The organism is Lysinibacillus sp. ACHW1.5, assembly GCF_022014815.1.
In the GTDB taxonomy this organism is placed as follows: Bacteria; Bacillota; Bacilli; order Bacillales_A; family Planococcaceae; genus Lysinibacillus; species Lysinibacillus capsici.
Map to the genome: position 1 here is coordinate 142,315 of NZ_CP091777.1, position 25,854 is coordinate 168,168.

26 protein-coding genes are annotated in these 25,854 nt (G+C 36.7%); 15 read left to right on the forward strand and 11 right to left on the reverse strand.

The genetic code is table 11. The annotated features are described in order from the left end of the window. Positions 1-10: 10 nt before the first annotated feature. The 5 genes from L6W14_RS00730 to L6W14_RS00750 form a co-directional block, all read right to left on the reverse strand. Complete coding sequence (locus L6W14_RS00730; RefSeq protein ID WP_131522133.1) at positions 11-1,717, reverse strand: ABC transporter permease; 1,707 nt, start codon at positions 1,715-1,717, stop codon at positions 11-13. A 12-nt stretch (positions 1,718-1,729) separates the two neighbouring features. Continuing rightward, positions 1,730-2,800, reverse strand: a complete 1,071-nt coding sequence (locus L6W14_RS00735; protein ID WP_131522134.1) for an ABC transporter ATP-binding protein — start codon at positions 2,798-2,800, stop codon at positions 1,730-1,732. An 83-nt stretch (positions 2,801-2,883) separates the two neighbouring features. Beyond that, positions 2,884-3,990, reverse strand: coding sequence for an extracellular solute-binding protein (locus L6W14_RS00740; RefSeq protein ID WP_131522135.1), 1,107 nt, complete (start codon positions 3,988-3,990; stop codon positions 2,884-2,886). 199 nt (positions 3,991-4,189) lie between these two features. Further along, the gene (locus tag L6W14_RS00745) at positions 4,190-5,104 is read right to left on the reverse strand and encodes an EamA family transporter (protein ID WP_131522136.1); all 915 of its coding nucleotides are present in this window, start codon (positions 5,102-5,104) and stop codon (positions 4,190-4,192) included. An 18-nt stretch (positions 5,105-5,122) separates the two neighbouring features. Further along, entirely contained in the window at positions 5,123-5,686 is a 564-nt protein-coding gene (locus L6W14_RS00750; RefSeq protein ID WP_131522137.1) for a GNAT family N-acetyltransferase, read from the reverse strand. A 156-nt stretch (positions 5,687-5,842) separates the two neighbouring features. Between L6W14_RS00750 and L6W14_RS00755 the strand changes: the two genes are divergently transcribed. The 5 genes from L6W14_RS00755 to L6W14_RS00775 all read left to right on the forward strand — a co-directional run bounded on the left by L6W14_RS00755 (position 5,843) and on the right by L6W14_RS00775 (position 9,224). Next, positions 5,843-6,790: a carbohydrate kinase family protein gene (locus L6W14_RS00755; protein ID WP_054548551.1), complete on the forward strand. Its 948-nt coding sequence runs from the start codon at positions 5,843-5,845 to the stop codon at positions 6,788-6,790. Positions 6,791-6,810: 20 nt separating this feature from the next. After that, positions 6,811-7,242, forward strand: a complete 432-nt coding sequence (locus L6W14_RS00760; RefSeq protein WP_131522138.1) for a protein-tyrosine phosphatase family protein — start codon at positions 6,811-6,813, stop codon at positions 7,240-7,242. 118 nt (positions 7,243-7,360) lie between these two features. After that, positions 7,361-7,564, forward strand: coding sequence for a PLDc N-terminal domain-containing protein (locus tag L6W14_RS00765; protein WP_004233126.1), 204 nt, complete (start codon positions 7,361-7,363; stop codon positions 7,562-7,564). After that, positions 7,561-8,445, forward strand: coding sequence for an ABC transporter ATP-binding protein (locus L6W14_RS00770; RefSeq protein WP_131522139.1), 885 nt, complete (start codon positions 7,561-7,563; stop codon positions 8,443-8,445). The genes L6W14_RS00765 and L6W14_RS00770 overlap by 4 nt, the downstream gene beginning before the upstream one ends. Next, positions 8,442-9,224, forward strand: a complete 783-nt coding sequence (locus L6W14_RS00775; protein ID WP_237899041.1) for an ABC transporter permease — start codon at positions 8,442-8,444, stop codon at positions 9,222-9,224. Before L6W14_RS00770 ends, L6W14_RS00775 begins: the two co-directional genes overlap by 4 nt. A gap of 39 nt (positions 9,225-9,263) precedes the next feature. Here L6W14_RS00775 and L6W14_RS00780 read toward each other — a convergent pair whose 3' ends face one another. Continuing rightward, positions 9,264-9,917, reverse strand: a complete 654-nt coding sequence (locus L6W14_RS00780) for a GAP family protein (protein ID WP_237899042.1) — start codon at positions 9,915-9,917, stop codon at positions 9,264-9,266. After that, positions 9,914-10,684: a MerR family transcriptional regulator gene (locus tag L6W14_RS00785; RefSeq protein ID WP_233732282.1), complete on the reverse strand. Its 771-nt coding sequence runs from the start codon at positions 10,682-10,684 to the stop codon at positions 9,914-9,916. The genes L6W14_RS00780 and L6W14_RS00785 overlap by 4 nt, the downstream gene beginning before the upstream one ends. A 175-nt stretch (positions 10,685-10,859) precedes the next feature. Between L6W14_RS00785 and L6W14_RS00790 the strand changes: the two genes are divergently transcribed. After that, a complete protein-coding gene (locus L6W14_RS00790; RefSeq protein ID WP_048395772.1) occupies positions 10,860-11,564 on the forward strand; it encodes a CBS domain-containing protein in 705 nt (234 codons plus the stop codon). Positions 11,565-11,589: 25 nt separating this feature from the next. Here L6W14_RS00790 and L6W14_RS00795 read toward each other — a convergent pair whose 3' ends face one another. Continuing rightward, positions 11,590-12,309 (reverse strand): DUF421 domain-containing protein, encoded by a 720-nt coding sequence (locus L6W14_RS00795; RefSeq protein WP_237899044.1) that lies wholly within the window; start codon positions 12,307-12,309, stop codon positions 11,590-11,592. 102 nt (positions 12,310-12,411) lie between these two features. On the opposite strand from L6W14_RS00795, the gene L6W14_RS00800 reads away from it, so the two are divergent. Next, the gene (locus L6W14_RS00800) at positions 12,412-13,617 is read left to right on the forward strand and encodes an MFS transporter (protein ID WP_131522143.1); all 1,206 of its coding nucleotides are present in this window, start codon (positions 12,412-12,414) and stop codon (positions 13,615-13,617) included. A 28-nt stretch (positions 13,618-13,645) separates the two neighbouring features. Here the strand turns inward: L6W14_RS00800 and L6W14_RS00805 are convergent, their stop codons facing one another. Then, entirely contained in the window at positions 13,646-14,332 is a 687-nt protein-coding gene (locus L6W14_RS00805) for an adenine nucleotide alpha hydrolase family protein (RefSeq protein WP_036075307.1), read from the reverse strand. Positions 14,333-14,896: 564 nt separating this feature from the next. Here L6W14_RS00805 and L6W14_RS00810 point away from each other — a divergent pair. From L6W14_RS00810 to L6W14_RS00840, 7 genes are read left to right on the forward strand one after another with little or no spacing between them, the layout of a single operon-like run. Further along, positions 14,897-17,308, forward strand: coding sequence for a Na+/H+ antiporter subunit A (locus L6W14_RS00810; protein WP_237899045.1), 2,412 nt, complete (start codon positions 14,897-14,899; stop codon positions 17,306-17,308). Beyond that, positions 17,298-17,720: a Na(+)/H(+) antiporter subunit B gene (locus L6W14_RS00815; protein ID WP_004233141.1), complete on the forward strand. Its 423-nt coding sequence runs from the start codon at positions 17,298-17,300 to the stop codon at positions 17,718-17,720. The genes L6W14_RS00810 and L6W14_RS00815 overlap by 11 nt, the downstream gene beginning before the upstream one ends. 3 nt (positions 17,721-17,723) lie before the next feature. Further along, positions 17,724-18,062 (forward strand): Na(+)/H(+) antiporter subunit C, encoded by a 339-nt coding sequence (locus L6W14_RS00820; protein ID WP_004233143.1) that lies wholly within the window; start codon positions 17,724-17,726, stop codon positions 18,060-18,062. After that, positions 18,055-19,560 carry a Na+/H+ antiporter subunit D gene (locus L6W14_RS00825; RefSeq protein WP_131522145.1) on the forward strand — a complete coding sequence of 502 codons (1,506 nt, stop codon included), beginning with the start codon at positions 18,055-18,057 and terminating at the stop codon, positions 19,558-19,560. Before L6W14_RS00820 ends, L6W14_RS00825 begins: the two co-directional genes overlap by 8 nt. Then, on the forward strand, positions 19,560-20,042 hold the full coding sequence (locus L6W14_RS00830) for a Na+/H+ antiporter subunit E (RefSeq protein ID WP_131522146.1): 483 nt from the start codon (positions 19,560-19,562) through the stop codon (positions 20,040-20,042). The genes L6W14_RS00825 and L6W14_RS00830 overlap by 1 nt, the downstream gene beginning before the upstream one ends. Then, positions 20,042-20,326, forward strand: coding sequence for a Na(+)/H(+) antiporter subunit F1 (locus tag L6W14_RS00835; protein ID WP_131522147.1), 285 nt, complete (start codon positions 20,042-20,044; stop codon positions 20,324-20,326). Before L6W14_RS00830 ends, L6W14_RS00835 begins: the two co-directional genes overlap by 1 nt. Further along, complete coding sequence (locus L6W14_RS00840; protein WP_004233152.1) at positions 20,304-20,672, forward strand: Na+/H+ antiporter subunit G; 369 nt, start codon at positions 20,304-20,306, stop codon at positions 20,670-20,672. The genes L6W14_RS00835 and L6W14_RS00840 overlap by 23 nt, the downstream gene beginning before the upstream one ends. A gap of 202 nt (positions 20,673-20,874) precedes the next feature. Here L6W14_RS00840 and L6W14_RS00845 read toward each other — a convergent pair whose 3' ends face one another. Both L6W14_RS00845 and L6W14_RS00850 read right to left on the reverse strand, forming a co-directional pair. Continuing rightward, positions 20,875-21,591, reverse strand: coding sequence for a DNA-binding response regulator (locus L6W14_RS00845; protein WP_237899047.1), 717 nt, complete (start codon positions 21,589-21,591; stop codon positions 20,875-20,877). A 14-nt stretch (positions 21,592-21,605) separates the two neighbouring features. Then, positions 21,606-24,614, reverse strand: a complete 3,009-nt coding sequence (locus L6W14_RS00850; protein ID WP_237899050.1) for an ATP-binding protein — start codon at positions 24,612-24,614, stop codon at positions 21,606-21,608. 422 nt (positions 24,615-25,036) lie between these two features. Here L6W14_RS00850 and L6W14_RS00855 point away from each other — a divergent pair, with 422 nt between their 5' ends. Then, a complete protein-coding gene (locus L6W14_RS00855) occupies positions 25,037-25,831 on the forward strand; it encodes a transporter substrate-binding domain-containing protein (protein WP_131522150.1) in 795 nt (264 codons plus the stop codon). The last annotated feature ends 23 nt before the right edge of the window (positions 25,832-25,854 follow it).

Sequence of the window (25,854 nt, forward strand, 5' to 3'; positions counted from 1 at the left end):
AGATTGGCAGCTAGATGGCTGTACCAGCACTGCCTTTTGATAGTTTTTCAGAAATAATAAGGACAACTAAAATTAAACAAATTTGTAAGACACCATAAGCACAGGCGGTCCCAAATTTAAATGCATATAATTTTTGGAATATCGCTACAGACAATGGAATAGTGGATGTACTGTAAATTAGAATGGATGCAACAAATTCACCAAAGCTTTGCACGAGGGCTAAGAGTGTCCCTGCTAAAATCCCGGTGAATGTTAAAGGCACGACAATACGTCTAAATGTATACCACCAGTTGGCCCCTAAGCCACGTGATGCCTCTTCAATTGATTGATCTAGCTGTACAAGAGAGGCGGATGTTGATCGAAAAACAAGTGGTAAATGTCGAATAAAGTAGGCTAATGGCAAAATCCAAAATGTCCCGATCAATACTTGATTAAAACTAAAGATACTTTCTGTACTAAAGGCAGCAATTAAATTAACAGCAACAACTGTTCCTGGCAAAGCCCAAGGTACCATTATCAAAATGTCGAGCATGGTTTTCCCTTTAAAATTTAAGCGCACCATAGCATAAGCAGCCGCGACACCAAAGATGATATTGCCCAGTGTTGCAATAACACCCATTTGAATGGAGTTCCAAATAGGTCGCCATGTGCGTTCATCAGTAAAAAGGGCAATATAATGATCGATTGTATAGTCGGTTGGGAGAATTTGCGTTTTCCACGCTCCATCCACAGAGAAAGAGATCAATATCAACACTAAAATAGGCAGTATCAATATTAATGTGCCAACAAAAGAAGCAATTGTTGCGATAATTTTTACTTTTTTTGAGGATACCTCTGAACGATGAACACTAATTCCCTTACTTAGATTTTGATAATTTCTGCGATTTTGATACCAGCGCATAATGATTAAAAAAGTGATAGATACAAAAGATAATATCATCGACTGTGTTGCAGCCATCTCAAGATTCCCATTTGTACGTGATAAATAAATTTGCATCGTCATAGTACGCTCTACACCAAACATCAAAGGTGCAGTATAAGAAGCCATAGAAATCATAAACACCAATAAGGATGAGGCAACAATAGAAGGTGTGAGCATTGGTAAAATAACCTTTGTCCATACGCGAATACGCCCTGCACCCAGACTAGTAGCTGCCTCTTCAAGAGCAGGATCAAGCCCCTTAATAGCAGCAGAGGCAGTCAAATAGAAGTACGTATACATTGTGAATGTATGAACAACGATGACGCCCCATATTCCCTTCAAGGCAAAAGGAACGTGATCCAACCCAAATAGATGCTGAAAAATTCGTGGAAAAATCCCGCTATCACCATATAAAAATGAAAAGGACAAAACACCTACTAGAGGAGGAAGTGCCATTGGAACCAAAACTAAAACAGACAATATCCGTCTCCCAGGGAAATTATAGCGTTCTAGTAAAAAGGCCATTGTTACCCCAACAAGTGCACAGCAAATAACACTGATAAATGAAATATAAATACTGGTCCACAAGGCCTCTAAATTTGCTGGACTAGCTATATCAAAAAATTTCTTATAATGAAAGAATGCTTCATCACCAGCAAAGCTTTGGATGAAAGTTTGATAGAAGGGATAAACCACATAGGCGAATAACACTAAAAATAATGGCGATATTAAAACATAGACAAACCAATTAGCATGAAAAATTCGCGTCCACGTACTTTCAGACTGTTTCCCCATATTGGCTTCCTCCTATTCCCCTAAAAAGTATAGTGAATCTTGTGCCATATGGATTGTAATATCTTCACCGATCTTTTTGATTTGGTCATAAGAATTAATAAGCATTACTTTAAGTGAGAACGCAGTAAAATCTACAATGTAATTAACGCTAATACCTGTGAATTCAACAAATGTAATTTTTCCTGTTAATGTGTTTTCACCAGTACCAAGTTGAATCGATTCTGGACGAATAGAAATAAATACTTTGTCTCCAATCATATGCGTTAAGGAGGGAGAGCTTTGTTGCTTTCGCCCAGTTAAATTATGTCCATTCACTGTTCGTACTTGTACATTTTCCCCATCAATAGCTTGGATTGAGCATTCAATTAAATTAGTTTCCCCAATAAAATTTGCCACAAAACGATCCTTGGGTTGATGATAAATTTCCTGAGGAGTCCCAATTTGTTTGATATAGCCATTTTCCATGACCATAATTCGATCCGACATAGACATGGCCTCCATTTGATCGTGAGTAACGTATATCGTTGTGACTCCAAGCTCAGATTGGATTCGTTTGATTTCAATACGTGTTTCCTCACGCAATTTTGCATCTAGATTGGAGAGAGGTTCATCAAGCAATAAAATATCTGGCTCTATCACGAGTGCTCTAGCTAAAGCAACACGCTGCTGCTGCCCACCAGATAGCTCATTTATTTTTCTGTTGCCGTAAGCAGCAAGATGCACTTGACCTCTAATTCGATCAACCTTGTGCTGAATCTCAGCTTTTGAAAATTTTCGAACTTGTAAACCAAATGCAATATTCTCATCAACCGTCATATGGGGAAAAAGGGCATAATTTTGAAATACCATGCCGATATTGCGCTTATTGGGCTGAAGTCGAGTGACATCTCGATCATCAAAAAGAATTTTGCCTTTAGTAGGATAATAAAAGCCTGCAAGCATTCTTAAAGTGGTTGTTTTGCCACAGCCGCTAGGACCGAGAAAAGTAAAAAATTCACCAGCTTTTATTTCAAGGTTTAAGTCTTTCACACCATACACTTGACCAAATTGTTTCGAGACGTTTTCGATTCTGACACTTCTCAATCATTAACTCCTCTCTAACAAAGAATCTAGATAATACAGGAAGGTAAAAATTCGCTGTATAAGCCGAATTTTTACCCGTTCTACTATTTACCGCGCCCTTTAATATTGTTATCCCAGTATTCCATCCATTCTGCTTCTTTGTCAGACATTAGCTGCCAATCAATATCAAATGTTTTTAAATCTAATTCCTGATACCATTCTGGCATGGAGGCTTTGTCGATATCAGAACGTGTAGGAATTTGATAGTAATCATTAGCTAATTGTGTTACCATCTCTTTTTCAAATAAAAACTCTACAAATAGTTTTGCATTTTCTAGGTTTTTCGCATTGTTTACAACTGCTACACCGTCTACTAAAATAGGTGCTCCACTTTTAGGATAAATATAATCAAAAGGATAATCTGTCGTATATTTTTTTAACAAAATATCTTGTAGATTCCATAGGGAGACACTGCCTTCTTGACGTGTTAGCTTTAAATACAAGGCATTAGGGTCTTGTGTGTACTCCTTTGTGTTGGCATCTAATTGTAGTAACCATTCATAGCCTTTATCAGGTGAATCTGCACCTTGTCGTACGATCATGGAAGAATAAATCGTACGCATTGTGCCTGACGCAAGTACACCTCTGATTAAAATTTGATCCTTCCATTTAGGATCTAATAAGTCATCCCAGTCCTGTGGACCAGTTTCTTTTGTTAGTAAATCACTATTAATCATAATTACTTCTGGTAACAGCATCTCGCCGAACCATCGTCCATCTACATCTTTGTGTGTGGTATCAATAGCGTCAATAAAGCTCGGCTGCCAAGCATGTAGTAAGTCTTCATTGGCGCCAACAATGAGCGCTGATTGCGTTCCGCCCCACCAAAAATCTGCTTGAGGATTGGCTTTCTCTCCACGAAGACGTTCTAAAATTTGTTGAGCACCCATCGTTAGAAATTCTACTTCAATGTCTGGATATTTTTCATTAAACTGATCGATCACATTTTGCACCATTTCTTCGTCACGTCCAGTGTAAATTACTAGCTTGCCTGAAGGCGACGTTGCTGCTACTTCTGTTTTTTTACCATCCGATGCCTCGTCATTACTTGCTGCATCATTTGTAGAATTTTGCTGATCTTTGCCATTACAAGCAGCTAAAACGAAAAGCATTAACATAAGGAAAAAACCAAGAACATAGGCTTTTTTCATCAACTTCCCCTTTCTTAAAGTAAGTTACTTGCATATTGCAGTATAATACTGAAGGGGAACATTAATGTTAGAATTATTAAAAAATTACATTTGCATTCATCATAGCGAAGTGCATAATGGTAAGCAATGGCATTTCATTAAAGTTCAAAAAAACTCCTTAAAAAGGAATCGTTCCATTTTTAGGGAGTTTTTTGTCGTTTTATGAATGTGCTTCTAATAAGCTATCCTTTTGTTGACGTTGTGCAACAATGGTTGGCAGCATCATGCCAGCAATCACCAGTACAATCCCGATAATTTGTACAGTAGTTAAAGGTTCATGCAAAACAATAACAGAAACAGTAACAGCCACTGGTAATTCAATGGCGCTTAAAATAGAAGCAAGCGCACCACCGATTTTAGGGATAGCAATTGAAAATAGATAAATTGGTAAAATGATACCGAAAAGACCTAGTGCTAGTCCGTATTTCCACAGGCCTTGCATGAATAGTTTACCGTTCCAAATAACCTCAGGACTTAGGAAAATACTGATCATAATAAGCGCCACAGAGGAAACGATTAATACCCTTGATGTGGTAGTCACGCCCTCGACAGGTCGAGAATTAAATTGAATGAAACATGCAAAAGTAACGGCTGCTGTAAAACCGAATAGCCATCCTTGAATAGGAATGTCACTTAAATCTACATTTAATACACCTGCAGCTAGAATCGTTCCGATAAATAAGATCACGATCGAAATTACTTCAGGTCTACTTGGTAATCTTTTATGGAGGGCACAATCAATCAGTAGACCAATCCATGTAAATTGGAATAGCATGACTACTGCAAGAGAAGCAGGAAGATACTTTAAAGATTCTCCGTATACGATACCTGTTGTCCCTGTAAAAATTCCTGCACATATTAAAATAAGTAAGCCCTTCTTGGACGGTCTTGGTAATTTTCTGTCAGTAAAAATAAAGATGGATATTACGAGTAAAAAGCCAATAATATACTGGCTTGATACAGCCTCCGCTGATGTAAAGCCATGCTGCATAGCTACTTTGACAATAGTCGACAATATCCCGTAACTACTAGATGCAATAACAATCAAAAGAGGGTAAATCAAATTGTTTTTCATATATTAGTTATTCACTTCCTAAAACTGTTTAACCATATGATGAAAAGGCTCATCAATAATTGACCAAGGCTCCGTAATAACAAAGCCTAGTCGTTCATAAAGACGGCGCGCTTCTTCTTTTTGGGTTTCAACATTTAATGATAATTTTGTATAGCCGCGTTGCTTTGTCAGCTCTTCGGCAAATTGTAATAGCAATGTTCCGATTCCTTTACCACGTGCAGCTGGTGCAACACAAACTGTATCAATGTAAGCCTCATCTTCATGGGCTTCTTGGTCAATAACAATGGATGGCGCATTTTTTGCTTCAAGCCATTTAACAAGGTTAGCGTCCATGTGAACGGCTTGTTCGCCGTGATAATAAACGAGAATCCCCAAAATCTGTTCATTTTCAGTAGCAACAAAAGTATTTAAATAAGAATGTCGATTGTCTTCTTGGTGAAAAAGAACAGTCAGCTCCTGCATAACAGCCTCCGTTGATTGCTCACCAGTTAAGCGATTAGCAATATCGCCAATGGCGTCGATAATTAAAGGCACAACGGCATGGGCATCTTGTGGTTGCGCTTGTCGAATTGTAATACTCATTTTGATAATCCCTACCTTTCTATAGGCAAGTATAACAAAGATAGGGGATGACTCAAGTTATCCATCCTCTCATAAAGAAATGCCAAAAGTAAAAACCTTTATAGAATGACAATTTTCGTGTTAATCTATAATGACTAGACTTTCAGGAGGACTATCATGACAAAGCAAGAGAAGGATTTTATATTAGTCTATGGAGATGCTTTTATTGACTATATTGCTGATGATGTAACAAACACATCATTTACTAAATATATGGGTGGCGCAACGGTTAATGTTGCAGCGGGTATTAGCCGCATTGGTGCACCTTCCGCATTGATTACAATTACGGGGGATGACGAGGGCTCACAATTTGTGCGAGATGGGCTTGCCCAAGAGGGTGTGAAACTGGATTATGCCGTATTTGATCCAGCAAAACGAGTAAGTGGTGTATATGTGCATCTAACAGAAGCATGTGAGCGAATTTTTAAGGATTATGTTGATGAAACACCTGATTTACAAGTTGAACCATCACAGCTAAATGAAGCAGCTTTTAAGCATGCCTCTGCTTTAACGGTGTGTTCAGGCACAATGTTCCATCCAACAGCTCTTGCTACAACACGAGCTGCAGTAGAAATGGCTAAGGACAAGGGTGCGATTATTGCAATGGATGCAAATATTCGTCCTTTACGTTGGAGCAGTGAAGAAATTTGTCGAGATACGATTACATCATTTTTTGAGGATGTCGATATTTTAAAGGTGACGGATGATGAGCTATTCTTCCTGACAGAGACAAGTAGCTTAGAAGAAGGTATCGAGCAATTAAATAGCTATTTAGTGCCTATTATTTTAATTACCGTAGGAGAAAACGGGACTTATGCAGTCCTTAATGGTGAAGTTATACATGTACCGACTGAGAAAGTAGTGCCTGTGGATACAACAGGTGCGGGAGATGCATTTATGGCAGGTGTCCTACGTGATGTCCATTACAATGGTTTACCTACAACAAAAGAAGAACTAGTGCGTTGTACAAGCTTTGGCAACAAATTAGGAGCGTTTGCCGCAACAAAAGCAGGTGCTTTAACGGCTCTACCATATTATGAGGATATTAAGCATTTACTAAAATAAACATGTGAGGCGTGGAGAATATGGGGAAAGACTACGATGTTTTAGTAAAGGATCAACTGTTCTTTGGCGGTGCAAAAGATGCAGAGGCTGCATTTACACAAGAATCCATTGATGTTGTGATAGATGTTCGTGTTCAAGGGCTATCCCCTCAAGACCAGGAGACAGTTCCTTATTCTTATAAACATATGCCTATAGCAGATGAAGATAGTGAGGTAGCATCATCCATCCAACAAGTCGCGCAAGAAGCTGCTAAAGCCTTTGAGACAGGGCAGAAAATATATGTTCACTGTGGAAGTGGTGGTGGACGTGCAGGGGTTGCAGCTACCGCTATATTAATGGAGTTGGGAATAGCTGATTCATTAGAAGCAGCACAGGCAGCTGTCAAAAAAGCTCGTCCAGTGGTAACTATACGCCCTAAAATGGAAGATGCTCTGCAAAAACTTTATAAATAATTGAGAAGATGTACTAATTAAGGTACATCTTTTTTTATGATGTAAGAGATAGATTGTTCTATACATATTAGAACAAATTTGTTATAGTTAGTATATAACAAATAATGAGGTGATCTGTATGATGGAGGAATTAGCAAAAGTTCCATGGGCAGTTATAGCACCGCTCATCATCGTTCAAATTATTTTGATGATCGTAGCACTTATTGATTTACGAAAAATTCATGCAACAAATGGCCCTAAAATTCTTTGGGTGTTTATAATTCTTTTTGCTAATCTATTAGGGTCAATTGCGTACTTTATAGTGGGGAGAAAGCAGTCATGACAACTTTACTTCAAGTTATAGGTTTGACCAAGCAATTTGCAGAGCACAAAGTTGTAGATGCCATTCATTTCAACTTAGAGGAAAAAACCTCTACGGCTTTAATTGGTCCAAATGGAGCTGGCAAGACAACCACTTTATCTATGTTAACGGGGCTTTTAAGACCGACTGCTGGAAATGTAAAGATGCTAGGTAATGATTTACGTGCGAATATAGGTTTTTTACCCCAATATCCACAATTTCATCCTTGGCTAACTGCGTTAGAGTTTACAGAAATGGCTGCAAAGTTGAATGGTGTAGCAGCCAAAAAAGCTAAATTAGAAGCACAAAAAACCTTAGAATTTGTAGGGTTAGGGGACGTACAACATAAAAAAATAGCCTCTTTTTCAGGTGGAATGAAGCAGCGACTTGGTATTTCCCAAGCAATAGTGCATAAGCCTAAATTACTGCTATTAGACGAACCTGTTTCAGCATTAGATCCAGTTGGTCGTAGAGAAGTACTTGATTTATTAAAAGGACTACAGCAAGAGACGACTATTTTATACTCAACGCATATTTTAAATGATGCTGAAGAAATGACAGATCAACTATTATTTTTGCAAAATGGGAAACTAGTAGAGCAGGGAACATTACGTGAAGTACGGCAACGTTATGATGAGCAAAATTATGTCATTGAATTTGGCAGTGAAGAAGAGGCTAAGCTTTTTGCAAATCCATTTAATCATGTAATAGGTTGTAATGTGTATATTGAGATCGTGAATGAAGAGCCGACGATGAAAATGTTGCTTCAACGGTTAAGTGAATGTCCTTATACAATTAGAAAGGTAGAGCGACAGACAGCATCTTTGGAAGAAATTTTCATGAAGGTGGCGAAAAAGGCATGAGAGGATTCAATGTACTTCTTCAAAAGGAATTTAGAGAAGCATGGCGGAGTTGGAAGTTTCTATGGATTCCTCTAGTGTTTGCTTTGCTTGGAATGAGTGATCCACTAACAAACTATTATATGATGGATATTTTAAAGGCTGTTGGGAATGTTCCAGAGGGCTTTGAAATGTTGATGCCAGAATTAATGCCACTGGATTTAATTCAAGCATCTATCGGGCAATTTCAAACAATTGGCTTATTGGTGATGATGGCTTCGTTTGTAGGAGCTATTAGTAAGGAACGTGCTAATGGTATGGCAACATTACTATATGCTCGGCCTATTTCATTTGGCGCATATTTTTTGAGTAAATTTGTTGTTATGAGCACCATTTGTTTTGTTAGTATTTTAGCTGGGTTTGGTGCAAGTGTCTATTATACAACTATTTTATATGGAACGTTGGATATAGGTGCACTGTTAGTAAGCTTTTCTACGTACTATATTTGGTTGCTATTTGTGATAGCTGTTACGTTAATGATGAGTGCCAGCTTTAAAACAGTTATTGCTACAACATGTGCCTTTACAGTGATCTTTGTTGGGCAAATTATCGATATGATTATAGGAATCTTTTGGACAATATCACCGTGGAAACTAGCAAGCTACGGAATTGCAAAATTTCGAGGAACAATAGAGATATCAGATTACTGGTGGAGCTTAGTCATTACGCTAGCATTGACAATTATCTGCATCGGCATTGGTATCGTGATGATGAAAAGAAATGCGTCTATGACAAAAATCTGAAGAGAAAACGGTAAAAATGGATTTTTACCGTTTTTTATTTTAAATCATCCTACCATTTATAAGCAAAATCAATCCTACAAAGAACATCATCCAAGAAAGTGTCGAGCTTGTTCTTTGATCAAAAAGCGTTTGAATTTTTCTTAAAGGTTTATTCATAAATCGGCGGAATAATAGATGAAAGCATAGTAGGATGATCCCTGGTGCAATCATTACTAAATTGTATCCTGCCAATAAAGGTAACCATTCATAAAACACTATTTGATTACTCGTTAAAATACCTATTGCCGCGAAATAAGGAAGAGCAGTTGCAACTTCTAAAATAGAAGTTGTGAAACCTAAAGCTACCATAGAGCTCACATGTAAAGATTTTGGTTTAGGGGATCCATTTGCCTTTCTTTTTGGAACTAACCAACTGCCAATAAATAAAATTCCCCCTACCATGGTCATGATTAATCGAGCTGAGTAACTATCTAGCAAATTAGAAATAGGGTTGAATATGACACCTAGACCTAACATTAAAAAAATCCCAGTACTAAAGTAAAACAACCCAACAGTCATTAAATAGGTTAATAAAAGGCGGATCTGCTGTTTTTTAGCCACAAGCAATACATAGACGGATACGCCAATTATAGAAGGACTAAACATGTCTAACAAAGCTAAAGTACCAATCAGTAGCAACATTTCTATGTTCATGATTGTGATTTTCCTAACGCCTGTTTTTTTGTTTCATAAACATGAAAAGCCTGCTCTATAAAATGTAGAAATTCTTCCTCTAAAGGATATAATCCAATTTGTTCGGATTTATAAGTAGATTTTCTTATGGTCCACATCTTCTCTAAAAATTCATCATTTCCGTTATATTCTACCTCGGCTTTTTCCATCATTCGTTTAATAATAAACTGAACGGAATCGGCTTCAGGACTTTCCTTATGAAGCTGCTTTAATTGACCTAATAAACCAATCCACTCTAAAGAATTAGGATCATTTTTATTTAAATTGGGTAATTTTCTAAGTAGTTCCATTTCTGTAGCTGCGAAAATCTGCTGGCGGAAGGCTTGCTTATTATCTCGTTCTTGATTTGAAAGCTTAATGTACTTTTGGATAAGGGACTCTGTCAACCCACCTTCGATAGACGAAGCATTCTTTAATCCAAGAATAGTGTTCTTCATTTGCTGTAGTTTCTTTTGCTCTTCTGCTACAAAAGCTAACTGATGGTCTAAACTTGCTTCCCAGTTCCATGAATTATTGATAAGTGTCTGAATTTCTTTCAACTTGAAGCCCAATGCCTTTAAAAATACAATCTGTTGTAACGTTTTGAGCTCGTTCTCTCCGTAAATCCTATGTCCCCCCTCAGTCTTTGCTATAGGAAGTAACAAGCCGATCTCCTCATAGTAACGTAACGTTCGAACAGAAATGCCAGTTTGTTTTGATACATTGTGAATCGTAAGCAAGGTAATCACTCCTCCTCTCTGTTAATGACATTATATAAAATGACGTAACGTCACTTTCAAGAGGGATTGTAAAACTCCTTTCTTGGAATCTCTATAACTTAGGAATATAATGGGTGTGTAACTCGAAATTTGTCAAATAACTCGGAAAATATATAGACTACTATAGAAAGAAGGGACATGAAAAGTGGGAACTGAAAATTCCGATCGTTTCCTGACAGCGTTTAATCGAATAGATCATAGACTGAGAGATATTGTAGGTGCGAAGGATTTTATGCCTTTTTATCGGCTGATTGATCAAGCAAAGAAAAAGGATGTCTTGGTGAAGAAATATGAAGATGATCTCCGCTCATATGCAGACTTACGAAATGCGATTGTGCATCATCGTACATCATTACATTATGTGATTGCAGAACCACATACTGATGTTGTAGAACGAATTGAATACATAGATGCTACCCTTGCTAAGCCAACGCTTGTGGGGCAAATGTTCCGTAAAAGAGTATTGATTTTTCAAGAAAATGATTCTTTAAAACATGTTTTAAAAGTGATACGTCAGCGCAAATATACACAATTTCCTGTTTATTATAATAAGCAGTTTAAGGGGCTCATCACAACAGTAGGAATCACAAATTGGCTTGCGTCAAAGATGGGTGGTGATCATTTACCGAAAAGAATACCAACACTGCATGATATCTTATTGCATGAGAAAAATAGAGTGAATTACAAATTTGTCAGTAGAACGATATCCATCTATGAGGCTGAGGAAATATTTAAACAAGGAGTCGAAAGAGGGAGACGCTTTGAGGCATTATTAATAACGGAGCATGGTCAACCACATCAAAGATTACTCGGTATTATTACGCCCTTAGATATTGTCAAAATTGATTAACAAAAAAACGAGACTAGACAAGCAATTAAGGGCTTGAATGTCTCGCTTTATCTTTTAAGCTGATGTACAAGGAACCATTTGTTTGGACTTGAGCAAAATAAACTTCTTCTACAGAATGCACATTTTGCTTTTTCAATTTCTTTATTACCCAGTCTTCTGTCAGCTCAAGTTCAACAATATTCTCGGTAATAAGTTGACCATCAGAAATAACTTCTGTAGGAAGGTAGGTAGGTGGTGATACATCGGCTTTAACATCCTGCTTTGTAGCCACTTGTTCAGAGGTTTTTTGTAGCACACTGAGCTTTCCATTCGTTTCTAGTAAAGCATACTCAACGTCCTGTACGGAGAAAATGGCTTGTTCACGTAACATCATTGTAAGCTCATCTAGATGAAGACGGTTTTTTTGTAGTGCTGATTCTAAAATAAGACCCTTTTGAATAACAATTGTTGGTTTATCATCAATGAGAACGCGAGCTTTTTTAGATTTAATCGTAATAACGGTCATCAAATACGTTAAAGCACTCCACCAAACGAGGGAAATCATACCATCTAAAAATGGTGTTTCTTCCTGAGAGGCAATTTCTGAAGCGATCGACCCAAATGTAATACCTGTAATGTAATGGAAAAACGTTAACTGGCCTAATTGTTTTTTACCAAGTAGACGTGCCAGAATTAGTAAGGCAAAAAACGAAAGTGTTGTTCGTAGAATCATTTCCCAAAAGTGAGCATGAATAAAGCTTTCCATGCATATATCAACTCCTTTTACAGCTGTCGAACTATAGCTTGTGCAAAATGGTCGATAGTATGCGACAATCATGTTTAAACAAAATAAGAGTGAGGTGGCAACATGAATAAACAATTAAATGTAACCAATCCAATCTATCCAATAATGATTGCAATCGGTGTTGCTCACCTAATAAATGATACGATGCAAGCTGTTATCCCAGCGATGTTTCCGATATTTAAGAGTGAATTAGGATTGACCTTTACACAAATTGGAATGATTTCTTTTGTATTAAACATATTTGCTTCTGCATTGCAGCCTGCGGTAGGCTTTATCAGTGATAAAAAACCAATGCCTTATGCTTTACCTATCGGTATGATTAGTTCATTTATAGGGATTGCTATTATAGCGTTCACAACGCAGTATTGGATTATTATTATTGCGGTATTATTTATAGGCTTCGGGTCAGCTATTTTTCACCCTGAGGGATCGAGAGTTTCCTTTATGGCAGCTGGATCTAAACGAGGACTTGCACAGTCAATTTATCAAGTGGGGGGAAATTCAGGGCAAGCACTAGCACCATTAATTAGTGCTTACATCTTTGATATTCTAGGGCAACGTGGGGCTGCGATCATATTAGTCATTGCAACGTTTGGTATCCTTTTATTAAGTAAAATTGCTACATGGTATAAAAAACAATTGGAGCAGGAGCGTACAACCAAGAAAAAGCGTGTACTCGTTTCAACATTGCCTCCATTAACAAAAAAACAAGTTGGAATCGCATTAACATTATTATTTACAATTATTTTTGCACGATCATTTTATACAACAAATATAACAAGTTTTTATGTGTTTTATCTAATGGATCACTATGAAGTCAGCCTTCGACTAGGGCAAATATTAATCTTCACCTTCATGGCATTTGGTGTAGTAGGTACCTTTTTCGGAGGCTCTTTATCAGACCGTATTGGTAGGAAAAATGTTATTATCCTTTCTGTAGTTGGCCCTATGCCATTTTGTTTAGCATTGCCATATGTACCATTATGGGCGGCTATGATATTTTTGATTATTATTGGTACGTTGATTATGATTAGCTTCTCCGTAACAGTGGTCTATGCGCAAGAGTTAGTCCCAACAAAAATTGGCACAATGGCTGGTTTAACAACAGGATTTGCTTTTGGTATGGGCGCAATAGGGGCAATGGTTATCGGCGTTTTAATGGATCATAAAGGCATTGATTTTACAATGATTGTTGTTTCATTATTACCTTTATTATTACTAGTTGCCTTCTTCTTACCGAAAGATAAACCTGCTTCAGCTGCTGTCTAATAAAAAAAACGCGTATCTACGCGTTTTTTTATTGTCTTAATGGAGCTAAAAATTCTGCTGGCAATTTTTCCTGATCAATTACATAGCCCTCTGAAATATGAACTTCATGCATTTTATCGTTGTAAGTAAATTTAAAGATGCCGTTGTCAAAATCTGTGCCAATTTCTTTAAAGAATATACCTTCAATCGATACATACTTAGGACATGTAAATGCTACTTTAAAGTTCTCCTGTTCTTTAATTAAGTAAGCACGTACTCCTTTTTCATATGTTTCATTTGCATCATCATCGGTTGGGCGTTGAACAGCTACGATATGAAAATCAACAAAAGGAACTTCCTTTAACAGTACGTTTAAGAACGAGCCTTTAGTGATTTCCTCCCAACGGCTTTGTGCGCTTTGCCCTACGATTATTTGCGAAATACTATAATTCTTTGCGACCTCTGCAATAACCTTTTGTATGGGGCGTTTTTCATTATCTTGCAAAATAAATTTTTCAACCTCAAGTTCATCTGATAACTTTTTCCATTGCTCTATATAACTAGATTTCTCTGCGTCAAATGCATCAAGGGGTTGCGAATCGACTGAAAGAATATAGAGTGGGCAATCAAGCATTGTGGCCATCTTATGACCACGACGAATCAAACGTTCGCCATTTAAGCCGTAGTAAACACAAACTAATATACTTTCATCCAAACGCCCTTTTACATGCTTCATAAAAAATGTACACCTCTTATCTGTTGGTATTTTGTTAATTTCACTGTTGATTTTGAAAAAATTATCCTAAAACAGCTAAAATCGATGCTGTTACAGTGCATTATGCTCATTTATATTGTATACTTAAAAATGTATAAAAGTTAACGAAAATGTATTGGAAAACCCTTGAAGGATTAAGCCTAAATCGATAATTAGAGATTATTTAATTTATGCATTCTGTGCATCTATGCTACTTTGCTTTCATATGCCACACTATTATGCAGTGAGTTAAATAGATAGTCAAGTGTCTTCATCATGCTGATATTAACTGAATTGTAACTGTATAAATTATCTGATTTTCCACAAGTTATTTAGGCTTGCATCGGGTTAGAAGTGACTAAATAACTAAAATAACCTTTTTAATAAACAATTAAGCACTTTAACACCCCACCATATTCCATTAAATAATTTCAAGAATACATCTAATATGTTACTTAGCTTGAACAAATTTCTAAAGTCTTAGCACTTTACATGCCCATCACCACAAAAATTTGCTAGATGATTTAGATAGTAGGAGGTTTTCATTTGGTCACAGTTCTCATTGCGATACTTTTGCCATTTGTTTGTGCTGCTCTAATTCCATTGCTTTACAGGCGACTAAGGCGTGTCACACATCTTGGCTGGTTTGTTTTATCTGTTCCATTCATCTTGTTTCTTTTACTCGCTCGCTATATTCCTCAATTAGCCGAGGGTAAAACCGTTATTCATACATATGAGTGGATTCCCTCTTTTAATATAAATTTCACAACTTACCTAGATGGACTCAGTATGATTTTTGGTCTGCTGATTACAGGTGTAGGTAGTTTAGTCATTTTATATTCTATTTTTTATTTATCAACGAAAGAATCTCTTCATCATTTTTACTGCTATTTATTACTATTCATGGGCGCTATGCTTGGCGTTGTTTTTTCAGATAACCTAATGGTATTATACACATTTTGGGAATTAACAAGTGTGTCATCATTCCTATTAATCGCATTTTGGCATCATAGAAAGGCTTCTCGCGCAGGAGCTAAAAAAGCGATGATGATTACAGTCTTTGGCGGACTCTCAATGCTTGCGGGTTTCTTAATGCTCTATGTGGCTTCTCATACATTTAGTATTCGTGAAATTGTAGCTAATGTAGAGGTTATACGAGATCATGCCTTATTTACGCCAGCCCTTATTCTAATTTTATTAGGGGCCTTTACAAAATCTGCACAATTTCCATTCCACATTTGGTTGCCTGATGCTATGGAGGCCCCAACACCAGTTAGTGCTTACTTACATTCCGCAACAATGGTGAAGGCAGGTATTTATTTAGTTGCTCGTTTTTCACCAGTTTTTGGAGGAGAGGCAGTATGGTTCTGGCTAGTTAGTGTTATCGGCCTTGTTACATTATTCTGGGGCTCATTTAATGCTGTCCGTCAGACGGATTTAAAAGCATTATTAGCCTTTTCAACAGTGAGTCAGCTTGGTTTAATTATGAGTCTCTTTGGTCTTGGGTCTGTTGGTCATTATTATGGCTATGAGGAAAACTCAATTCTTTACACTCAAGCAAGCTTTGCAGCGCTATTCCACCTTGTGAATCATTCGACCTTTAAAGGAGCTTTATTCATGATGGTTGGAATTGTCGATCATGAAGTAGGTACTCGTGATATTCGTCGTTTAGGTGGCTTAATGTCTTTCATGCCTATCACTTTTACAATCGCAGTGATAGGTAGCTTCTCAATGGCAGGATTGCCACCATTTAATGGCTTTTTAAGTAAGGAAATGTTTTTTGCAGCAGTATTGGCTATTCGTGATGTAGAAGCATTCTCTATTGCTGATATAGGGCTGTTTTTTCCTACAGTAGCATGGGTGGCAAGTATCTTTACCTTTGTCTATAGTTTGATTTTAATTAGTCGTACATTTTTGGGTAAACTACAGCCAGAGAAGATTGATAAAAAACCACACGAGGCTCCACTTGGCATGTTAATATCGCCAATTATTTTATGCTTGTTGGTAGTTGGTATCTTTTTCTTCCCTAATATATTAGGTCATTATATTTTAGAGCCTGCTATGGCTAGTATTTATCCAACATTCCCAACTACAAGTGAGTTAACACCACATATTCATGCATGGCATGGCATCAATGCAGAGTTATTGATGACAGTAGGTGTCATTATTATTGGAATTATCTTATTTAAAACATTAAAAAGCTGGAAGCCACTTTATCGTCTATTTTCACAAAAGTATACGTTTAATACGTATTACAATCGAATGATAGAGATGAGTGAAAATGGCTCACAGAAGCTTACCAATAAATATATGACAGGTAATTTAACACATTATTTTGTCTATATATATGTATTTTTTGTTGCACTTATCGCTGGTTATTTTGTTTGGTCAGATGCCATGACCTTTAATTTTGACAAAGATTCCGCTATAGAATCCTACGAGTTAATCCTTGTGTTTGTCATGATTTTTGCTGCTGTTTGGATGATTTTCGCAAAGGGTCGGGTGACAGCCATGTTGCTAAATGGTGTACTAGGCTATTCTATTGCCTTCTTCTTTGTTATTTTCCGTGCACCAGACCTAGCTTTAACACAACTAGTTGTTGAATCGGTCACAACAGCTTTATTCCTTTTATGTTTTAAATATTTGCCAGATTTAATGCCAGAGCTACCACGTAAAAGGGTTCAATGGTCAAAAGCATTAATTTCTATTTTTGTTGGTGCAACCGTAACTATTGTTGGTTTAGCCGTCGTACACTATGATCGCTTTGAACCAGTGGCTACTTACTTCAATGATGCCTATGAATTGGCTGGCGGTTCCAACATCGTTAATACAATACTAGGGGATTTCCGTGCTTTTGATACGATGCTAGAGGTTGTTGTTCTTCTAATTGCTGGCTTAGGGGTCTATGCTCTGACAAAGCTTAAGCCACGAAAGGAGGAAGCAGATCATGAAAATTAATGATGTGATTTTAAGAACCGTCACCAAAGCCGTTGTGTTCATTATTTTAACACTCGGCGTGTATTTATTCTTTGCTGGGCATCATGCTCCTGGTGGTGGCTTTATAGGTGGTCTGGTGTTAGCCTCAGGCATTGTTTTGTTATATCTAGCCTATGATATTGAAACTGTTCATAAAGGGATGCCTTTCGACTTCAAAAAAGTTGCAGCTCTTGGTGTATTGCTAGCAACTGGAACAGCAATAGGTTCGTTGTTTTTTGATGTCCCATTTTTAACACAAGCACATACGTATATAGATGTTCCTATCTTTGGGAAAATGGGCTTTTCAACTGTCACTATTTTTGAAGCAGGTGTGGCTTTAACAGTGGTGGGGGTTGTTGTAACAATTATTTTAAGTATAAGTGAGGATGAGTAGCCAATGGAGTCTTTAATACTTGTTTTAGTAGGTATATTAGTAGCTGTTGCGACGTACTTAATCCTCTCGAAGCAGTTATTGCGTGTTATTTTAGGCACCGCTGTTTTATCTCATGCTGCCCACTTACTGATTTTGACTATGGGAGGTTTAAAAAAAGGGGATGTCCCGTTATTAGGAGAATCAGAGGGACCATATACAGATGCATTACCTCAAGCATTAATATTAACAGCGATTGTGATTAGCTTTGCTGTCACTGCTTTTGTTCTCGTTTTAGGGTATCGCGCGTACAAAACAAATGGTTCAGGGAATTTTGATGAATTGAGAGGTACGCCTGATGAGTAATATGATTGTTTTACCATTAATTGTACCAGTAATTACGGCTATTTTACTGGTGTTTTTAAAAGAGCATGTGACGCTACAACGTATCATCAGCTTATTGACATTGAGCTTTATTATTATCATTAGCGTCATTTTATTAGTAGAGATTCAAGAACAGGGAGTGATGCGCATTGATTTTAGTGGATGGGCACCACCATTTGGAATCTCATTTGTAGCCGATTCATTTGCGACACTATTAGTGTTAGTTGCAAATATTGTAGCCCTCATTTGTATGCTATATGCAATTTTTACAATGGAGCTAAGATATGAAAAAATGTATTTTTATCCATTTACCTTGCTGATGATAGCAGGTGTCAATGGCTCATTTTTGACGGGCGATATTTTTAACTTATTTGTGTGTTTTGAAGTAATGTTGCTCGCTTCCTATGCATTGATTAGCTTAGGTGGCGAAAAAATTCAGCTACGTGAAGCATTGAAATATGTGCTCATCAACATTGTTGCCTCTTGGATTTTCTTAGTGGCACTAGCTTTTCTGTATGGAACGGTAGGCACATTAAATATGGCACATATTTCAGTTCGTGTAATGGAGGCAGGAGCTAATCCTCTTATTACAACAGTAGCGCTTATTTTCTTAATCGTCTTTAGCTTGAAGGCTGGGCTTTTATTATTCTTCTGGTTGCCAGGCTCGTATAGTGTACCACCAACTGCCATTGCTGCTTTATTTGCTGCTTTATTAACAAAGGTAGGGATGTATGCACTTGTACGTTCCTTTACATTGCTGTTCCCTAACAATCCTGAAGTCACACACACAGCTCTTGGCATCATGGCTGGACTCACAATTATAGCAGGCTGTATCGGTGCACTTTCAGGTCGTGATGTTAGAACAATAGCCTCTTACAATGTACTAATTGGTGTTGGTTTTATAATAATTGGGCTAGCTGTAGGCACAGAGTCAGCCTTACAAGGTGTTATCTACTATTTAATGCACGATATGATAGCTAAGGCTATGTTGTTCTTAGCTGTTGGCATGATGATATATCTCACTGGGGAAACAGTAATTGATAAGATGAGTGGACTTATTCGTAACTACCCCATTTTTGGATGGTTGTTCTTTATAGCAATGTGTTCACTAGCTGGTATACCCCCACTGAGTGGTTTTTTAGGAAAGGTTTTAATTGGACAAGGTGCGATAGAAGGTGGCCATTTCGTTCTATTAGGTCTAGGGTTTTTCTCTAGTTTAATTGTTTTATATTCATTGTTAAGGATATTTCTTTCTTCCTTTTTCGGCGAAACCATTATTAGCTTAGAGGATGAAAAACCTTTACCTAAACGTATATTGTTGCCTTTAACATTACTGGCTGTTTGCACATTTGGATTAGGGATTGGGGCAGAAAAACTGGCACCATTTGTCACAGATGCAGCTGAAACACTTTATACACCATCTATCTATATCGATGCAGTTTTAGATGGCGAACAATGGCAAGGTGAGGTGAATAAATAATGGCGATGCAGTTTATTTTAAATTTATTTATCGCAACACTTTGGTTACTTCTAAAGGATGAAGTGACACCACAATTTTCGACATTTCTAATGGGTTTTGTAGTAGGTATGGGTATTCTATATGCGATGCATCGCTTTTATGGTACTCAATTTTACATGCGGAGAGTCTTTTCCATTATCAAGTTATTATGGCTGTTTAACTGGGAGCTATTTTTATCAAGCTATAGTGTATTAAGACAAATCACTACGCCTAAGCTAAATATTACACCTGGTATTTTCACATATAAAACTGTATTAAAGGGTGATTGGGAGATTACAGCTCTTGCCTTATTGTTAACATTAACACCTGGCTCTGTCGTCATGGAGGTATCGGAAGAGGGAGATGTCTTTTATATCCATGCTATGGACATCGAACAGTCAAAGGATGCAGTTATACGATCAATTGGAAAATTCGAACAAGCAATAATGGAGGTGACACGCTAATGATTAACAATATATTACTTCTTGCACTTGCTTTCTTCAGTATTTCCATTGCGCTGTCGTTATATCGTGTTATCCGTGGTCCGTCACTGCCTGATCGAGCGATAGCTCTCGATACAATTGGAGTTAATTTATTATCAGCTATTGCGATTGTCTCTATAATATTGAAGACTAAAGCATATTTAGAAGCTATTCTTATTTTGGGCATTTTAGCGTTTATCGGAACGATTGCATTTACAAAATATATAGAAAGAGGTGTGATTGTTGAACGTAAATCAAATGATTGAATGGGCAGCAGTTATCCTTATTCTTATAGGTTCCATTGTGAGTGTTATTAGCGCATTTGGAATGATTCGCCTACCAGATGTCTATACACGATCACATGCTGCTACGAAAAGCTCTACATTATCAGTTTTAACCTGTTTGTTAGGAGCGTTTATCTATTTTTGGGTACATGATGGTTTTGTTAGTGTACGGCTCATTTTAGGTATTCTTTTCGTCTTTGTGACAGCACCCGTTGCAGGGCATTTAATTTGTCGTGCAGCCTATCGTTCTCGCGTTCCACTAGCCAAGGGCTCTGGTGAAGATGAATTAAAGTCAAAATTGTTCCCTGAAGAACATACGATAAAATAGAAGGAGGACTGTTTGCCCTAAAGCAAACAGTCTTTTTAGTGCAAAAAAAATGAAAAATAGAATTGTAAAATTGATGAATTGATTGTTCCAAGGGGATAAAATTTTTGAACTAGATGAGAGAGCAGTGGATTCTAATCAGTAATCATTGGGCAATTCAAGAGGAAAAGGGAAGTTGCTCGGTTTAATCAACTTCCCTTTTAAATTATTCAGCTTGAAAAATTAATTGATAGCCAGAGCCTCTTACCATAGAAATTTTAGCTGTGTGTCCTGGAATTGCTTCGAGTTTCTTTCTTAAATTGCTGATATGAACTCGTAAGGCTTGTGTTTGTCCAAAGCTATCCTCGTCCCAAATAAGTCGGTACAGCTCGACAGCTGGAAAAGCTTGATTGCAATGCTGTGCTAAAAAGAACAAAATTTGAAATTCTTTTGTTGATAAAGTTAATACAGTATCACCAATTGAAACTTTTCCTGAGTGTATATGGAAGTGTAATGTATGAATAATTTTGGTCCCTTCATTTACAGAAGCATGATCAATTGGTTGTATCAGCTTTTTTTGCTGCCTTCGTTCAAGTAGCCTATCAATTGTTTTTAAGAGTCGGGTGTGGTCAATTGGCTTTAAAATATAATCTATAGCCTGAACATTAAAGGCCTCTAACGCATAATTTTCATAAGCTGTAACAAAGACAATATCTATATAGCTTGAGACATCTTCTATTTTAGAAGCAAATTCAAGACCAGTCATTTCAGTCATTTCAATGTCTAAAAACAAAATATCAGGTTTTAACATGCCGATATTTACTAAACCATCTTTTGGATTCTGGAAGGTTCCAATAATCTCAATAGAGTCACTTGCCTTTAGCATGGATTCTAATAAACGAATGGCTAAAATTTCATCATCTATAATAACTGCTTTTAACAAGCTGCTCACATCCTCTATAAAGTAATTATTGGAAATCTTATTTCAACAGTCGTTCCTTTGTTTTCGTGGCTATCAAAATGGATAGTAGCGTTGTCGAATTTTTTTAATCGTTTGGAAATATTTAAAATACCAATGCCTTGACTAGCTGTTTTTTCACCATTTTGAATTTGTCTTAAAAGCTCTGAAGATATCCCAATGCCGTTGTCAATCAGTTGGAAAATCACCATATGCTCTTCCTGCCTTATAACTAATTGTAGCTCGCTAAGCTCTTTTCTGACTTTCAAACCATGAAGAAGGGCATTCTCAACTAAAGGCTGAAGCAGTAAAGGAGGAATAAGACATTGGATAGGCTCATCCATGCAAATATTAAATTCTAATTGCTCAGGATATCTAGTGCGATGAATATTTACATAGGCCTCAATAAGACTAAGCTCCTTTTCCAAAGGGACAAGACTGTTGGCATTTTCAAAGGCAAAGCTATTACGTAAAAATGTAGCAAAATCTGTAATCATTGCCCGTGATTTATCTAAGTCTAAATAGCTTAGGGACAGAATGGAATTTAAGACATTATAAATAAAATGAGGTTTAATTTGTGCTTGTAAAAACGCGGTCTCCATTTTCACAGCTGTTTCTGCAGACTCCTTCAATAAAAGAAGATTGCGAACCCTAGTCTTTAGCTCGGTAGCATCTAAAGGTTTATGTAAAAAATCATTTGCACCAGATTGAAAGGCTGCAATCATATCCTCTGGTCGAACCGCCGCAGTCAACATTAGAATAGGTAGCTCTGTAGACGTGTAATTTTGTCTAACCTGTTGACATATCTCATAGCCAGAAATAGAGGGCATCATAATATCTAAAATTAATAAATCAATACTAGGTTGTTGTGTAAGGTACTCAAATACATGATGTCCGTTATCAATTGCTATAATGGAATAGTTTTCTTGGGTCAATATATCTATTAGTACCTTTAAATTAACAGCATCGTCATCCACAATAAGAATTTTTTTCTTTCCTATTTTTTCAACAATATGTGGGAATGTTAGGAAAGGATGCTGGTATGTTTGGATTGGCATTGAAGGTAATTCCTCATTTGTCGGCAGACCTTTTCGTAATTTGAATGAAAAGGTAGTACCTTGTCCGACAATAGAATCCACAAATATTTTTCCACCCTGCCGCTCGACAAGCTCCTTTGTAATATGTAAACCTAATCCACTGCCACCGATTGAATAATTGAATTGTTGGAACGGGTTAAAAATGGTTTTTAAATTTTCTGGTGCTATCCCACACCCAGTATCCTTAACTTCAATCACAAGGAATGACTGTTTCTCATAACAAGTTATATCAATTTTTCCTTCATTTGTATACTTCACTGCGTTATGAATTAAATTATATAAAATTTGGCGAAGACGGTTTTCATCAGCTTGGACAAAGGTTCCCCGTTCTATATGATTATAAATTTTGACATTCTTGCTAATCGTGTAGGAAAGCACTTCAACAGTCATATGTGTAATGGCATATAAATCAACAGATGCCATCCGCAATGTTAATTCATTCTCCTTCAGCTTTGAAAAATCAAGTAAATCATTGACTAAATAGGATAGACGTTCTGCAATATTGAAAATAAGTGATACTTTTTCTTTTTGTTCGTCCGCTGAGATAGGTAAACTATTATCCTTCAGCATAGATTGTGAAATGCCTATAATGCCATGTAAGGGCGTTTGGAATTCATGAGATGTTTTAGCGAGAAACTCATCCTTTAATTTATCTACACGTATCAGTGCCTCCGTTAGCTTGCCTTTTTCTAAATAAGAATCTGCAAAACGATGAGAAATATATAGGGAAAGCATTGTCAGGCAAATAAATGGCAACAATGGTGGTAGAGCACTCAGTTCAAGATTAATATTTGTATTTAAAGTAGCAACGATAAAATAAAGCAAAATGGCTAGAGAGCTTAATGTTAAATACATTACTCCAGTAGCACGTTTGTAAATTGCTATAATTTGTACATAGAAGATATAAACAATATTTGCGAATACATACAATGAGTTGATATTCTGAAATAGTGAATTAATGGATGTTGGAAGCAATGCAACCAGCATTAGAAGGGTACCTATTGCACAAAACACTTTCACAACTAAACGATTCATATGTTTTATTAGAGCACGATAAAAATACAACAATATAAAAAGGCCTACAGCTATACTAGAGATCATTTGCATTTTCTGAAATGGAGCATAGGAAATATTTATAAAGTCTAGTAATAACTTTTCGCCATGAGTAAGGGTGTAAACCCCACTTGCGAAACAAAATATAGGGAAGAAAAGCTGTTCTATACCAAATTTTGAATAAAGATATGAGCCAAAAAAGTAGATAAACATTGTTAAAAAACCTGCTAGGGTAATTAAATCGTAGAATATGGCACCCTCTCGAAGCTTTGCAATACTAGATTGATCCCCTAAAAAAATGGAGCTAATAATTCCTCCTCCTGGCGCATAATCAAAATTGGCTACATGAACAATTAATTCAAGTTCTTTTTTATCAGGCGAAAAATAAGCGGTATATGGGGTATTGTGGGGTGTATAGCTGTTATCCTCAGCTGGCTCTCCACTATGTCCAACTCGCTTTCCATTAATATACAATGCGTTCGACATTCGAATGTTACTCGTTTTAATTCCTAAAATATCTTCGGTATCATCGATTAAAACCTTGAGACGATAAGTCCCACTTTCAAATACAGGTATTTGTTGCCCATCAATTGTATATTTTGTCCAAGCTGAAGGGACATTAACAAGATAGCTTTGATAGGAATCAAAGGCTTCACCGTCCACTAAATGATTCGGGATAAATTCCCACTCCCCATCTAATTTGATAGGCGTATTATCGTGAAATGAATGATGACGTAAATCCATCACACCTTCAATCGCTTGCGGCCCATGCGACTTAGGTTGAGTTAAGAAAAAGGTAATGCCTGCTATCAGCACTGAGCCAATAATAATTGCGAGCAATAACGATAATTTTTTCATCGTAAAAATCCCTTTCAAATGATTTATTTGGATTATACAAGATAACTTACGGCATTCATACAAAATTCCTACTAGCGATGAAATCTAAATATTGCGAGCTTAAAGGATGGCGATAATCTCTATCTCTGAACTGTTGAAATTAAGTTGTTTTTATGATGGAGGAATAAATAATGCTAAAACGGAAAATAGTAAAGTTACTATGTAAAATGAATGAAAACAAAAATAAATTGACTTATCAGAAAATTATGCATATAATATTTAGCTAAAATTTTTTTAGTTTATCTTGATTATTATTTCAAAAGAGTATATCTTAATTAGCAGATAGATTTTTTATTCTTCAACATGAATAAATATCCAATCAACTATATTCGAGAAATGTATTCTCATACACAATAAATTATAAATAAAAGGAGTTACAGTTTATGAAGAACAAGTTATTCATCATGATGCTGGTACTAGTAATAGGTGTACTTGCAGCATGTGGCACTAAAGACAATAATGCAAGCGATACAGGATCTACTACGGATACAGAGGGTAAGCAAGTATTAAAAGTTGGTACATCAGCTGACTATGCGCCATTTGAATATGTGGATGCAGCAAAAGGCGAAGAAATTATTGGATTTGATATTGATCTAATCAAATTAGTTGGAGAAAAAATAGGCGTTGATATGCAAGTGCAAGATATGGACTTTAACAGTTTAGTGCCAGCACTTCAAGCAGGGAAAATTGATGTCGTTATTTCTGGTATGACACCGAATCCAGAGCGTGAAAAAGTGGTAGATTTCTCAGATAAATATAATGAAACAGAGCAAGTAATCCTTGTTAAAAAGGATAGCGGTATTAAAAAAGAAGCTGACTTAGCTGGTAAAAAAATAGGTGTACAAACTGCATCTATTCAGGAAAACTTAGGTAATGAAATTGCGAAAAAGGTTGATGTAACAGTAGAAGGACGTACGCGAATCCCTGAGATTGTGCAAGATATGATGTCTAAACGTTTAGACGCAGGTATTTTAGAGGGTGGCGTTGCGAAAGGCTATTTAAAAACGAATGATCAATTAGAAGCTTTTCCTGTAGAAGAACAGCCTGAAGATTTCAAAGCAATCGCTGTTCCAAAAGGAAGCGATTTAAAAGATAAAATTAATAAAGCTTTAAAAGAGCTAGCTGAAGAAGGCAAAATCAAAGAGCTAGAAGAAAAATGGTTAGAAAAAGCTGAATAATAATTGCGTGCGATAGCTCTACT